This is a genomic window from Idiomarina loihiensis L2TR (genome assembly GCF_000008465.1).
In the GTDB taxonomy this organism is placed as follows: Bacteria; Pseudomonadota; Gammaproteobacteria; order Enterobacterales; family Alteromonadaceae; genus Idiomarina; species Idiomarina loihiensis.
On record NC_006512.1, the window covers coordinates 313,703 to 326,148 of the forward strand.

The following is a 12,446-nucleotide window of genomic DNA, read 5'->3' on the forward strand; positions in this document are numbered from 1 at the left end:
AGATTGCTATGTTTAGTTTAGAGTATTTGCACGCTTTTAAAATATACCCTAATGGAGTATACTTTGGTTTATAAGACAAAGGAATTTGCTTCTTTAATGAAAAAAGAAGCAATGTCTGACGAAGATCTGATTAATGCTTGCAAGGAAATGAGTAAAGGTCTTATTGATGCAGACTTAGGCGGTAATGTTTATAAAAAGCGTATTGCCTATAGCAATAAAGGAAAACGCGGCGGATATAGAACAATTGTTGGTGCTGTTATAGGTAACAAGTACTTTTTTCTCTATGTATTTGCGAAAAATAAAAAGACTAATATCAGTTCTAAAGAGAAGGTTGCTTTAAAAGAGCTAGCTAGAATGTTCATCAGCTTTGATGAAAAGCGGTTATGTAAGCTTGTCAATGAGGGTGAGCTTATTGAGGTAGGTGATTTATGAGTGATATTTTAAAGTCTGTTCATAAAACGGCTAAGGGTTTGAAAAACTCGGGTGTGATAGATAAGACAACGATGCGCAAGTTTGATGCGTTGTGCTTGACCACTGTCCATGAGTTTTCCGCTGAACAGGTTAGAGCTCTTAGACTGAAATATAAGTTATCACAGCCCGTATTCGCACAATATTTGAATGTCAGCGATAAACTGGTTAAGAAGTGGGAGCAGGGCGACAGTAAGCCACGCGGAGCGGCGCTTAAAATGCTTTCTATTGCTGAAAAAAAAGGTTTAGAAGTTATTGCTTAAACTAATTTGGAACCCTAAGAATGTACGTACCAAAGCATTTCGAGGAAGATGACAACGCAAAGTTGCACCAATATATTCGCGATTACGGTTTTGGCATATTAATTGTTGCCGATGAAGATGGCATTGAGGCAAACCACCTTCCTTTTCATTTAAGTCGCGAAGAAGGCGAATCTCTAGGAACGCTTCAGTGTCACGTGGCACGTAATAACTCGGTATGGCAGCGCCTTAAAAATGGTGGTCGCGTGTTAGCCGTTTTTCAGGGACCGGACGGTTACGTTTCTCCTTCGTGGTATCCCTCTAAAGCAGAATCAGGGCGAGTTGTACCAACTTGGAATTATCTGGCTGTGCATGCGGCAGGTAAAGCGAGAATCGTTGAAGATGCAACTTGGCTAAAGCAGCATTTAATGAAACTAACAGATCAGCACGAGTCAGGAATGAAAGAGCCCTGGCAGGTAAATGATGCCCCTGAGGACTTCACCGACCGCTTAGTTAAGGCTATTGTTGGTATAGAGATAGAAATTGAAACCCTGACCGGTAAATTGAAAGCGAGCCAAAACTTGCCAGAACGAAATAGAGCAGGAGTTAAAGCAGGTCTTGAAGGCAGTGATCAACCGCAGAGCTGCGCGATGTCTAAATTCGTTAGTTAGTAAAAGCTGATTTTAGCGATTCGACTGCGGTATCAGTGTACTCTCTGTCATTAAATCGTCATGCCATTGACACATTCATTCGATAGCATCCGGCCTCGTGATTAAACACCAACACAGAGCGTTGCTATATGTCCGTAACCCGAGTCTTATCTGTTATTTCCTTGCTAGTATGCATGACCTTAACCAGCGTTTTTGCTAATGGTGCTGAGGCTTCTCGTTCTGACGACAGTCTGGTATTGAAGTTTGCTGTACTGGGTGATGCTGAGCCTAAACCCAAAGCAGAATTCCCGGGTGTGTCAGCGGCCGTTGATGATGTAAACAAATTGGCGGAAGACGGCACTATGGATTTTGTTGTCGGGGTAGGTGACATTGCGCATAAAGGCACGGTGATTCAATACGAAAACGTGACACCGGTACTGCAGCGCCTGAGCCTGCCGTTCTATCCTATTATGGGCAACGAGGAGCATGGCTCTACTGTAGAGCGCTACCTGAAATATGCGAACTTGTGGAATGACGGTAAAATTTCCATAGAGAAACCAAGCTATGTTCTGGAGCGCGACTCTGTTGCTTTGGTGTTCGCTTCTCCGGATTTCGGTCGGGATTTTGGCGACGAGGGCATTGCCTGGATGAAGGAGCAAATAGAGCGTTTGGCTCCGAAACCTGTACTGCTTGTTGTTCACGGTGCACAAACGGGTGTGTACCCTGAAAATGCAGATAAAGGCGTGACGCATGAAGGGTTTAAAGACATTGTTGCGCAACCGAATTTAGCAGCAGTGCTGTCAGGCGACTTGCATATGGATATGGAGCGGGTTAATCACTCTAAACAGATTGACGGTGTTCATTATTTACATATGCCAGCACTGGAACGTACAAAAATACCGGACGAAACTCGTCACACACCGATGTTTCGTGTGTTCAGTATTTTTGATGACGGACAGGTACTGGTAGAAACCTACCAGGTAGACGTTGAAAAGCCGCTGGCGCGTCATGAATATCGGTTTGAACTCTCTGGTAAATAATGTTTTCAAAAGCCTGTCGGAATAACTACCGGCAGGTTTTCCTCTTTGTTTCTGCCCATCAACTAGCGTTTCTGATAAGTTGTAAAGATAAAGCAAACCTTCCCAAAAGTGCTTGAGGTATCGATAATATAAATAACTTCAACTATCTCATTAAACGCACAAGGGATTGTAATGACACACTTCAAAATGGATGAAAAACTACCCAACTCTTTGCGATGGTTTATGAGCCAAAACTTGCATAACTTTGCTCCCTGGACTTTGTTGGACAGGAACTCCCAATACGAAATTATTACCGAAGGTGTTGAAGGAGGGGCCGGTACTGGGAAAGAATAAAGGCGAGCTAACGCATTAACTACAAGGAGGTTTTATTTATGTCTTCACCGCAGGTTGGAGTGGGTGTTCTTATCATTCGAAATGGTCGTGTACTTCTGGGTAAAAGGAAAGGCGCTCACGGCGCTGGTACCTGGTCTGCGCCAGGCGGACATCTTGAATTTGGCGAGTCGATTGAAGACTGTGCACGACGTGAAGTTCTGGAAGAAACCGGGCTGGAACTCACAACTGTTCGGAACGGGCCTTTCACCAACAACGTGTTCCAGGCAGATAATAAGCACTATGTAACCATTTTTGCGCTGGCGGAGCCTTTGAACGGAGAAGCTAAAACTCTGGAGCCTGATAAGTGCGAGGGTTGGGACTGGTTTGACTGGAATACGCTTCCGCAGCCGTTATTTCCGCCATTAAAAACGCTTATTCGTGAGGGATACACTCTTACCGACTGGCTTTGAATTTAAAAGCTGTATGCAGTTGAGCAAAAAAGCTACCAATAATTGGTAGCTTTTTTGTTGTAGTCTGACTTATTCCGTAATCTAAATTAAAACGAGTAACGCACGCCCAATGCAAATGTGCGTGAATAAATGGCGTTATTAAAATTGAACAGATTATCGTTGTCTTAAACCGGTGTTTTGTGCAGTTCCGCCAGTGTGTGCTCCAGAGCATGTCTGGCGTTGACTAAAAGCGTCTGCATTTCTTCACGGGCGACTACCGGGCTCTGCTCTTTAATGGCCATGAACACTGCTTTATGACCGGGTAGTGAATCGACATATTCTTCCGCTATAGCACTGCTTAAACGAAATGAATTTTCCAGAGCAGTTTCAATGGTTACACCTAACGACGCCATAAATTCGTTATTAGTGGCTTCCAGTAAAGCTAAGTGAAACTCTAAGTCGCTTTTGTACACAGCGTCAGTACCAATTTGAGCCTCTTCCATTGCCTGGTAAGCTTCAGTTAATGCGGCTAACTGCTCGTCAGTACGGTGCATAGCTGCCAGACTGGCTGCATTAGGCTCAATAATTTCCCGCATTTCATACAGCGACATGTAAAACTTCGTGTCTGGGTTGCTGCTAAAACACCAGCGCAAAACTTCCGCGTCAAACATATTCCAGTTTTTACGCGGACGGACTCTCGTGCCCAGTTTCGGACGGGATTCGATTAGCCCTTTAGCGGTTAACAGCTTAAAGGCTTCACGTAATGCTGTGCGCGATACACCCAGCTCTGCACCAATGTCATTTTCATTCGGGATATACTGACCAGGCAAATAGACGCCACCCACGATTCGAGAACCCAGTTCCTGAGCAACCCAGGAGTGGATACTTTGTGGTCTGCTTCGGGTTGCGCTTTTCATGTGTCTTCCCTTGCATGTGGTGATGATGCGATTTTGTTCATATTAGCGTTTTTTCTCTGTAAGCGTAACCCGAATGAAATAGTGAGTGTAAATAAATGTAATTTTTGTACCTAAAGCTGGTGTGATGCATGCAAGTTAGTCTAAATACTCTAAGCTTTATCCAAAAAATGACTAACGGGCGTGCGCGCCCACTTAAAGGAGAAAATTATGTCACGGATTTTACTATCAGGCATGCTGCTTCTAGCCTGCTCATTCTCGGTTTTGGCAAATGACCTGAAACCGGGTTTATGGGAGGTCACTTCTTCAATGGAAGGAGAGGGGATCCCTAAGCAGCTTAAGCGTGAAAAAAATTCGCAGGAGTGCCTTACCGCCGAAGAGGGTGACGACATGGTCGCTACAATGCGCAAACGCTGGAATGAAATAGGATGTCAGGATATGGATATCTCCCGGGATGGTGATAACATTAAAGTCGCAGCTTCATGCGAAGCAGGTGGGCGAACCACGCAAGTCGATGCGTTGATTACGGTACACAGCAACGAACATTATTCCAGTGAGGTTACAACCACTAACGATAGCTCAGTAACGACCTATCGTGAGGCTACCTGGGTATCGTCGGAGTGCGAGCAATAAGAGGATGCTATGACTCCTGCAATTGATGTAGCGAAAGAGAATGAAATTTCTTTTAAAGTACACGAATATTCTCATGACCCGGCCAGTGAATCTTATGGGGGCGAAGCCGCCGAGAAGTTGGGCGTTCCGCAGGAACAAGTATTCAAAACCTTAGTTGTCAGTCTTGACGGTAAAGAATTGGCTGTAGGTATCATTCCGGTTTTGTCACGGCTAAGCCTTAAATTGATAGCAAAAGCTCTGGGTGCCAAGAAGGCTGCCATGGCAACCGGAAGCGATGTCGAACGTACTACGGGTTATGTTCTGGGAGGCGTTAGTCCGCTTGGCCAGAAAAAGCAGCTCAGAACCATAATTGATACCTCTGCAACTTATAACCCCACTGTATTTATAAGCGCCGGGCGTAGGGGGGTAGATATGGAATTAACCCCTGAAGATTTAAAAACGCTGGTGAGGGGGGAATTTGTTAATATTACTTAACGGAAAAGCATGTTTAAAAGGCTCCAGCGGCAAAGTCATCAGGTGGGCGATACGCAAATATTGGTATCTTATGACCGCCTGACCAGCCGGTTTCAAATCTCTAATGGAAATACTGTGGTATACAGCCGCTCTCTGCTGCTGTTGCCATTTATCCGTTCAAGTATCGTTATTTCCAACAGCACCTATTCTTTAAAGGTGATTTCTTTTGTTTTATGGCGCGCAAAGTTAGAGCAAGGCGGGAAGGTTGTTATTTCTGAGCTACTCCGACCTCGACGCGCCAAATCCATAGCTTCAATTGCGTACGGCGCAGTAATGAGTGTATTGCGGTTTTTTGTGGGTTAATTGTAAGACAAATAAATTAGCGCGGAGTGAGTGACTTCTGCGCGAGGCGTAGCTTTAACCATAATGTATTAGTAATTATTGATTTAATGGTTACGAGCTGAATCCTTGCTAGAGACTAGATAGCCATTTTTCCATACTCTTAGTGGCTCTAATATGGTTTTCAGATCCTTATAAGGCGATTTTTGAAGCAGTAAAAAGTCAGCTTTCATTCCTTCTCTAATGCGGCCTCGATCTGCTAGTGAGAAAGCATCCGCGGGTTTTGATGTAGCTGACTTTAAAATGGCTTCAGTTGGCATGCCTGCCTCCTGGAAAAGAAGCAGTTCAACTAATAATGACCAGCCATGAGCGGTATTAGGGTTGGGAGCATCGCTGCCAGCCAAAATAGGAATACCAGTATTGTGCATACGTTTTGTATTGATGAGTAAGTTGGTATAAAAGTGTTCAGGAAATCGGCCGCTGTTAGGAAAGTTACGATTGAGTGTCGATTTTGCGCTGGCACTTATTTTCAGCGTCTCGTTATTCAGTAGAATTTCATCATTGATGGAGCCGCGCAGCATCCCCTCATAAACTGTCATTGTTGGAATTACAAACACACCGTTGATTTTTAGAAGGGCGAGCAGTTCGTCAGAAACAGGCTGGTCAAAAAAGCTGTGTACCAAGCCATCGGCTCCGGCTTCAACTGCATCTAGAGCGGAATCATGATCGGCAATATGAACAACGGCTAAATAATTCTGTTTATGCGCAGCCCTAATAGCTGCCTGCAGACCTTGCTCTGAAATTGATGGTGCGTGTGCGTAGGCTGAACCGTTGCGAGTATACACTATCTTGATGAAATCTGAGCCTGCATTAATACGTTGTTTTATCAGTTTTTCGGCCTCTTGTGGTTTGGAAAGCGTAGATACCTCAATACCGTACTGTGTCCCATGCCCATTCGGTGCGGTTATTAGTAATCCGGCACCAAAAATATCAGCCTTACGACTAAACTTCGTTGTTGCTCTCTGGGGTTGATGTTGCCGCAGGAAGTTTGGATGACCAAACATATCAATAACGGTGGTTACTCCTCGTTCAAGGCTTTGTTCTAATGCATCGCCCCAGGTATGCACATGAGCATCGATGAGACCGGGAACAAGCCAACGGTTTTGTCCATCTACTTTCCGTAACTGACTGTCCGGTTGCTCCATGTGCAAGTCTTTGATATACCCATCGAGTACTTCAACATAAGCCGCTTTTGAAATGGTTTCCCCGTCAAAAATCTTAACCGGGCCCAGAATAAAACTGTTACTGTTTTCGGCGCTTTCTTGCCGGGGTGTTGGCAGCGAAAGAATGATCAAAGCAATAGCTGCTACAAAAAGTGCTGCGACAATTTTAATCTTCATTTATCTGAACCTTTTAACGAGAAAGTCGCTGATAACGCCAATAAATTACGGCGATTAATACGCCACAAAAAGCGACAAGATAAAGCCCGTGTAGCCATAAGTTATGGCCTTGATTTGTACCGATAACGGCATGTGCCAGTTGAGAATAGTGATACGAGGGAAGCCCATAAGCGATGTAACGAACGGTGTCGGGTAAGAATTGAATAGGAACCCATAGGCCGGATAAAAATGCCATGGGTAAATAAACTAAATTGACGACAGCAGGGGCCGCTTTGTCAGACAGGCACAGACCCATAAGTAATCCAATTAAGGCAAATGGCAGGGTTCCTATCAGTAACACAGTGAATAATGTGGCCCATTGCCATAACAAAAGCTGCACGTCGGCAAAAAGTGCTGCCGTAATAAACAACATTAAGGCAATGCAGGCGGCAAACACCAAACTGCTAAAGAATTTAGCGACCACATAAGCAGAAAGAGGCATGGGCGAAATGCGCTTCAGTGTAAGCCAGCCTTGTGCCCTGTCGCTAGCAACAGCTGTTGCGTAGTTAAATAATGCTGGCCCCATCATGCCAAAACAGGCGTATGAAACCAGCATATACTCGCCTTGTGCCGCGCTAAAGTTAAAGACAATACCGAAGAACACGTAAAACACGAGTGGAAATAACATGGCAGGTAAAAAGAATGCGGGCGTGCGCCATAAGCTGAGCAAGTCGTAGAGGCTTTCTTTTAAATAAATATCCGAATTAAGCATGAGCGGGCTCCCGAATAAGGTGTAAGTAGGCTGACTCCAGGGAACCGTGATTGGCAATAACCTCGTTGACTGAACCCTGTGCAATAATTTGTCCGTCCCGTAAGACAGCAACACGATCGGCAAGTCGCTCTGCTTCTTCAATGTAATGAGTGGTTAGTACTAAAGCGCAGCCATGCTGTCGACGCTTATTTATCTGCTCCCAAAGCAAGTGGCGCGCTTCAACATCCATCCCTACGGTAGGTTCATCAAGAAAAAGTAAGTCGGGGTTTCCGGCTACCGAGATGGCAAACAGAACTTGCTGACGCTGGCCCCCTGATAACTTACCGAAGCGTTGCTTAGCAATGCCAGTTAAATCAAATTCCCTCAGTAAAACTTCTGGAGTGGCGCCTGACGGATAATAGCTACAAAATAAATCCAGTTGTTCAGCGACGGTCAAGTTTGCGTTTAGGGTACCAAGCTGCATCATAACCCCAACACGCTGACGGATGGTTAACGGTCTATGCTGACTATTGAGTTGAGTTCCCAGAACCTCTAAATGCTGAGCCTCATAATCATGCATGCCAAGTATGCTGTGAATTAAGGTGGTTTTGCCTGCTCCATTTTTTCCAAGTACGGCAATGACTTCACCTGCATAGGCATTAAGGCTGACATTGGTCAGCGCCGCTTTTTCGCCATAGTGTTTATTAAGCGACTGTACTTTAAGGTTTATCTGACTCATTGGCGGTCTCTGTGAATTAATTCGCTGTTAATAAGTCTATTCAGCTAGCCTTTGAGCCGGTAGTTGCTTATGTCACCAATTAGGAATGACATTTGTCACTGGTGTGCTTACCTTGTAGCAGCCATAATAAAAAGAGGAACAGCAAAGAGCAGCGGTATGTCAGATAAGCAGCGGGTACGCGAACAAAAACATGCGTGGATTTACCTATTTAACCTCGGTTTCTATATTTTACCGATGGTGCTTTTTCCGTATCAGGTTTGGGAAATTGCTGTCATGGTGGCGGCGCTGTTGGTTTTTATTGGTCTCTATTACTGTTGTTATTCGGTACCGCGGCAGCAAATGCTGTGGCCTATCCTTGGCATGTACATTATTGCTTGCGCAGTGACGCCACTAAACCCCGGGTCTATTGCTCTTTTTAGTTACGCGGGATTTTTTGTTGGCTTTGCCTATAACTGGCGGGTTGCGCTTGCGGCTGTTGCCGGCATTATTCTTACCTTAGCTACATTCCACTTTGGCCCGGGAACCAGCTGGGATCTCTTTTTGCCCTACGGTATCGTCATTGTTGGCACTGTTTCTATTTTTGGTCGGGTTGAACGACTCAGACAGCAACATGCTGAAGAGCAAGAACGTGATGCTGAAGAGATTGAGCGTTTAGCAACCAGTGTCGAACGGGAGCGGATAGCAAGGGACTTGCATGACATTTTGGGTCACACGCTTTCCAGTATTATTTTGAAGTCGGATCTCGCCAAGGCGCAACTTTCTAAGCAGCGTTACGATGAAGCTTCTGAGCAGTTAGTAGAGCTAAGTGAAATTGCTCGCGAATCCCTTTCGCAGGTGCGGCAAAGTGTTTCGGGGTACAAGCATGGAGGGCTACAGCTTGAGCTGAGACGACTTGAGCAGCGTTTGACTGACGGAGGCTTCAGTACTCGGATAACCGGAACACCGCCGATAATAGATGAGCGACGGGAAACCTCATTGGTGTTAGCAATAACCGAATTGGTAACCAATATTATTCGTCACAGCAATGGTCAACAATGCTTGATCCATTTTGACGAAACAGCAAACACTTACTGTATTAAAGTTGTGGATAATGGTCGTTGTCATGACGTGAGTGTGGGCAACGGTTTGAGCGGCGTTGAGCTGAGAATACAGGAGCTTGGCGGCTCGATGTCCATCTCAACAAACAAAGGGTGCGAGGTGGCTCTCTTCTTACCAAAACTCGCAGAACAACAGCCATGAAAATTCTTTTAGCTGAAGATCAAACCATGGTGAGAACTGCGCTGGCAAGTTTGTTGCGACTGGAGTCTGATTACCACGTCGATGAAGCCGTGGATGGCGTTGATGCTCAGAAAAAATTACAAGAATCTGATTACGATGTGTTGTTGAGCGATATTGAAATGCCTAACCTTTCCGGTCTTGAGCTTGTCCAGTGGGCGCAGCAGCAACAACCAAACCTTCGTTCGGTTATTATCACCACCTTTAACCGTTCCGGTTATATTAAGCGAGCTATTGACTCAGGTGTTCGTGGTTTTCTACTAAAAGATGCGCCCATTAATGAACTGATCGCGTCGTTGCAACGGGTATGTCTGGGTGAGCAAGTGATAAGTAATGAGCTTCTTCTTCAGGCTCTGGGGCAGCATGACCCCTTGACAGAAAAAGAGCGTAAAGCACTACGTCTGGCAAGTCAGGGGTTAAGTACTCAAGCTATCGCAGAACAGTTATTCATTGCTCCAGGTACTGCTCGAAATTATCTTTCGGAGGCAATCAATAAACTGCATGCGAGCAACCGGACAGAGGCTGCTCGCATCGCTCATCAAAAAGGCTGGTTGTAATAAGCTATACGCCTTTTTTCAAAGGCTTAAAGCTTCACAATCAACTTACCTTTATTGTCGCCGGTAAAGAACATGTTCAGTCCCTCAATGGCTGATTCCAGCCCTTCAAGAATATGCGAACGGTGTTTTATTTTGCCGGACATAACGTAAGGCGTCAGTTGTTGCAGCAAGCTTGGAATTTGGTCGAAGTGATCTGGCATGGTAAAGCCCTGAATTGTCAGCCGCTTTTTAATAACAGGCACCCAGCTTGGTCCGGGGCTGGGCACTTCTTTATCGTAGTCGGCTATCATGCCGCAAACCACCACACGACCGTGCGCGTTCATACGTTCAACCACCAGGTTTTGAATGGGGCCGCCGGTATTTTCAAAGTATAAATCTACGCCATCAGGAGTCAGCTTAGTCAGTTGGTCGCGCAAATCATCAGTTTTATAATTAATCGCGCCGTCGAAACCAAGTTCGTTGACTATCCAGTTGGCTTTTTCGTCACTCCCGACAACACCTATCACTTTAAGGCCTTCGGCTTTTGCTATCTGACCGACAATTGAGCCGACTGAACCTGCAGCGCCTGTTACTACGATGGTTTCTCCATTTTTAGGTTTACCTACATTAAGTAACCCTTGCGTAGCAGTTAACCCGGGTAAGGCGAATACTGAGAGTACAGTTTCGTCAGGTACGTCGGCCTGAACCTTGTTAATACCTTTTCCGTCGCTCAGTGCATATTCCTGCCAGCCCATCATGCCCATAACCCGGTCGCCGACTTCAAACTCAGGATGGTTACTCTCGACAACCTCTCCAACACCCGAGCTGCGCATTACCGTGTTTAATTCAACTGGTGGTATGTAGCTCTCTGTATCGGGGCTCATCCAGCCAAACATCGCAGGATCAAGCGACATTTGCCGCTGTTTTATTAATATTTCACCGGAACCGGCTTTCGGGAGCTCCTTTTCCGTTACTTCAAAAATGTTCGCTGAGACTGGGCCCGGCTCAGGGCGCTTAACCAGTTTAATCGCTTTATAAGTAGTCATAGAATTTCCTTGTTAACTATATGATTTAGATATTTCTTTTTACGATTGAAATAGCTCTGAGATCAGGGGAGATTCATTTCTTTTAAAAAAAGTGTTATTTGAATTAACAATTTATTCTGTTAGTTGCTATATTGAAATTGCTGCTAAACAGGAGGCTTTATGAAACTAATAAAATTTTTTATATCTATTACTAGCATACTATCAATTGTGGCATGTTCTTCCTCGGTTGTTAAAGTAGGGCCGGATGGCTCGCATTGGAGGCTGCAAAGTTTTTTAGACGATGGACTACAAGAAACTGTCAAAGTCTATAATTACTGTTACAAAGGAAAGCAATCAAGCTTTGTTCCTGCGAGAGATTTCGAGAAGGGCTCGCATTCGGTTGTTGCGCACGTTATCAAGCAATTTCATAGTGTTGACTCCAAACCTCTGGACGCCTTTGCGACATTAGATGGTCGTTTTGAAAGTGGGAAAACTTACGTATTCCAAAATGCTATTGAAGATAATAAGGCTAAAGTATGGATTGCTAATGCCGAAACTGGAGAAGCTGTAACCTCGAAAGAAATGGTAAAGCTTACTGTTCCCGATGTTGTTGATAACAAGCAGTACCAAAATCGGCGTTGTTCTGCCAGTACTTTGTAGGTTTGCTCGATAAGCAGTGGTTGAAACTAAAATAAAGTAGCTACAGTCTCAACCACTGCGTCTATTTTAGTTATATTCTTTTAGAGCTTTATGAACTTCCCCGCTTTTCGTTATCCTGCTAGCGCTGTAAATACTTCTCTTTTGCTCCATTTTTTCAGAAGCTTTGAGCCATTATATTGTTAACTTTACCTAAGTCGATTAATATCAAACAGATAGTTGCTGTTCTGAAAAGGATGTCGGACATTGCGTAAACTCTGTCGGCTTATTCTTTTCTTACTATAAAAACTGTTTACGCCTATATAACAAGGAGATAAAAAATGAAAGACGTTCTATTTTTTAACAATATGCTGACACCGAAGATCATTACCTTTGTGTATTGGATTTTGCTTTTGGCCGCCGTTGTTGGTGGGGTAAGCACTATGTTTATGGGTTATGAAGGTTTTACCTTTGGTAACTTCCTTAAAGGGATATTTTACGCTCTGGCCGGAGGCGTTGGTGCCAGAATTTGGTGTGAGCTTCTTATTGTTCTGTTTAAAATGAACGAAGCTCTGCAGGATCTTCGTAAGAAGTAAATGATAGAAATA

The 12,446-nt window shown here is 44.6% G+C and carries 18 protein-coding genes; 13 read left to right on the top strand and 5 right to left on the bottom strand.

The window, feature by feature from the left end:
• Nucleotides 1-51 precede the first annotated feature (51 nt).
• From IL_RS01520 to IL_RS01540, 6 genes are all read left to right on the top strand, one after another.
• Nucleotides 52-432 carry a type II toxin-antitoxin system RelE/ParE family toxin gene (locus IL_RS01520; protein ID WP_081423213.1) on the top strand — a complete coding sequence of 127 codons (381 nt, stop codon included), beginning with the start codon at nucleotides 52-54 and terminating at the stop codon, nucleotides 430-432.
• Complete coding sequence (locus IL_RS01525) at nucleotides 429-731, top strand: helix-turn-helix domain-containing protein (protein ID WP_011233564.1); 303 nt, start codon at nucleotides 429-431, stop codon at nucleotides 729-731. The genes IL_RS01520 and IL_RS01525 overlap by 4 nt, the downstream gene beginning before the upstream one ends.
• 20 nt (nucleotides 732-751) lie before the next feature.
• On the top strand, nucleotides 752-1,378 hold the full coding sequence (locus tag IL_RS01530) for an FMN-binding negative transcriptional regulator (protein WP_011233565.1): 627 nt from the start codon (nucleotides 752-754) through the stop codon (nucleotides 1,376-1,378).
• A 173-nt stretch (nucleotides 1,379-1,551) separates the two neighbouring features.
• Complete coding sequence (locus tag IL_RS01535; protein WP_231378616.1) at nucleotides 1,552-2,397, top strand: metallophosphoesterase family protein; 846 nt, start codon at nucleotides 1,552-1,554, stop codon at nucleotides 2,395-2,397.
• A gap of 171 nt (nucleotides 2,398-2,568) precedes the next feature.
• Nucleotides 2,569-2,730 carry a hypothetical protein gene (locus tag IL_RS13730; RefSeq protein WP_155826281.1) on the top strand — a complete coding sequence of 54 codons (162 nt, stop codon included), beginning with the start codon at nucleotides 2,569-2,571 and terminating at the stop codon, nucleotides 2,728-2,730.
• A gap of 38 nt (nucleotides 2,731-2,768) precedes the next feature.
• Complete coding sequence (locus IL_RS01540) at nucleotides 2,769-3,179, top strand: nucleotide triphosphate diphosphatase NUDT15 (protein ID WP_011233567.1); 411 nt, start codon at nucleotides 2,769-2,771, stop codon at nucleotides 3,177-3,179.
• Between the two features lie 164 nt (nucleotides 3,180-3,343).
• On the opposite strand, the gene IL_RS01545 is transcribed toward IL_RS01540, so the two are convergent.
• Entirely contained in the window at nucleotides 3,344-4,075 is a 732-nt protein-coding gene (locus IL_RS01545; protein ID WP_011233568.1) for a FadR/GntR family transcriptional regulator, read from the bottom strand.
• A 207-nt stretch (nucleotides 4,076-4,282) separates the two neighbouring features.
• On the opposite strand from IL_RS01545, the gene IL_RS01550 reads away from it, so the two are divergent.
• The 3 genes from IL_RS01550 to IL_RS01560 are packed head-to-tail and all read left to right on the top strand — an operon-like array spanning nucleotide 4,283 to nucleotide 5,521.
• Entirely contained in the window at nucleotides 4,283-4,705 is a 423-nt protein-coding gene (locus IL_RS01550) for a DUF3617 domain-containing protein (RefSeq protein WP_011233569.1), read from the top strand.
• A 9-nt stretch (nucleotides 4,706-4,714) separates the two neighbouring features.
• A complete protein-coding gene (gene ybaK, locus IL_RS01555; RefSeq protein ID WP_011233570.1) occupies nucleotides 4,715-5,179 on the top strand; it encodes a Cys-tRNA(Pro) deacylase in 465 nt (154 codons plus the stop codon).
• A gap of 9 nt (nucleotides 5,180-5,188) precedes the next feature.
• The gene (locus IL_RS01560) at nucleotides 5,189-5,521 is read left to right on the top strand and encodes a hypothetical protein (RefSeq protein WP_011233571.1); all 333 of its coding nucleotides are present in this window, start codon (nucleotides 5,189-5,191) and stop codon (nucleotides 5,519-5,521) included.
• Nucleotides 5,522-5,604: 83 nt separating this feature from the next.
• Here IL_RS01560 and IL_RS01565 read toward each other — a convergent pair whose 3' ends face one another.
• Genes IL_RS01565 through IL_RS01575 form a run of 3 tightly spaced genes read right to left on the bottom strand, consistent with a single transcriptional unit; the run spans nucleotide 5,605 to nucleotide 8,366 of the window.
• Nucleotides 5,605-6,897, bottom strand: a complete 1,293-nt coding sequence (locus tag IL_RS01565) for an amidohydrolase family protein (RefSeq protein WP_011233572.1) — start codon at nucleotides 6,895-6,897, stop codon at nucleotides 5,605-5,607.
• 13 nt (nucleotides 6,898-6,910) lie between these two features.
• Nucleotides 6,911-7,648: an ABC transporter permease gene (locus IL_RS01570; protein ID WP_011233573.1), complete on the bottom strand. Its 738-nt coding sequence runs from the start codon at nucleotides 7,646-7,648 to the stop codon at nucleotides 6,911-6,913.
• Complete coding sequence (locus IL_RS01575; RefSeq protein WP_011233574.1) at nucleotides 7,641-8,366, bottom strand: ABC transporter ATP-binding protein; 726 nt, start codon at nucleotides 8,364-8,366, stop codon at nucleotides 7,641-7,643. The genes IL_RS01570 and IL_RS01575 overlap by 8 nt, the downstream gene beginning before the upstream one ends.
• Nucleotides 8,367-8,522: 156 nt before the next feature.
• Here IL_RS01575 and IL_RS01580 point away from each other — a divergent pair, with 156 nt between their 5' ends.
• Together IL_RS01580 and IL_RS01585 are read left to right on the top strand one after the other, a co-directional pair.
• Nucleotides 8,523-9,605 carry a sensor histidine kinase gene (locus IL_RS01580; protein ID WP_011233575.1) on the top strand — a complete coding sequence of 361 codons (1,083 nt, stop codon included), beginning with the start codon at nucleotides 8,523-8,525 and terminating at the stop codon, nucleotides 9,603-9,605.
• On the top strand, nucleotides 9,602-10,198 hold the full coding sequence (locus tag IL_RS01585) for a response regulator transcription factor (RefSeq protein WP_011233576.1): 597 nt from the start codon (nucleotides 9,602-9,604) through the stop codon (nucleotides 10,196-10,198). The genes IL_RS01580 and IL_RS01585 overlap by 4 nt, the downstream gene beginning before the upstream one ends.
• Before the next feature lie 26 nt (nucleotides 10,199-10,224).
• On the opposite strand, the gene IL_RS01590 is transcribed toward IL_RS01585, so the two are convergent.
• Entirely contained in the window at nucleotides 10,225-11,223 is a 999-nt protein-coding gene (locus IL_RS01590; RefSeq protein ID WP_011233577.1) for an NADP-dependent oxidoreductase, read from the bottom strand.
• A 159-nt stretch (nucleotides 11,224-11,382) separates the two neighbouring features.
• Here IL_RS01590 and IL_RS01595 point away from each other — a divergent pair, with 159 nt between their 5' ends.
• Together IL_RS01595 and IL_RS01600 are read left to right on the top strand one after the other, a co-directional pair.
• Nucleotides 11,383-11,862 carry a hypothetical protein gene (locus IL_RS01595; protein ID WP_011233578.1) on the top strand — a complete coding sequence of 160 codons (480 nt, stop codon included), beginning with the start codon at nucleotides 11,383-11,385 and terminating at the stop codon, nucleotides 11,860-11,862.
• Nucleotides 11,863-12,179: 317 nt separating this feature from the next.
• The gene (locus tag IL_RS01600; protein WP_011233579.1) at nucleotides 12,180-12,434 is read left to right on the top strand and encodes a DUF4282 domain-containing protein; all 255 of its coding nucleotides are present in this window, start codon (nucleotides 12,180-12,182) and stop codon (nucleotides 12,432-12,434) included.
• Nucleotides 12,435-12,446 lie beyond the last annotated feature (12 nt).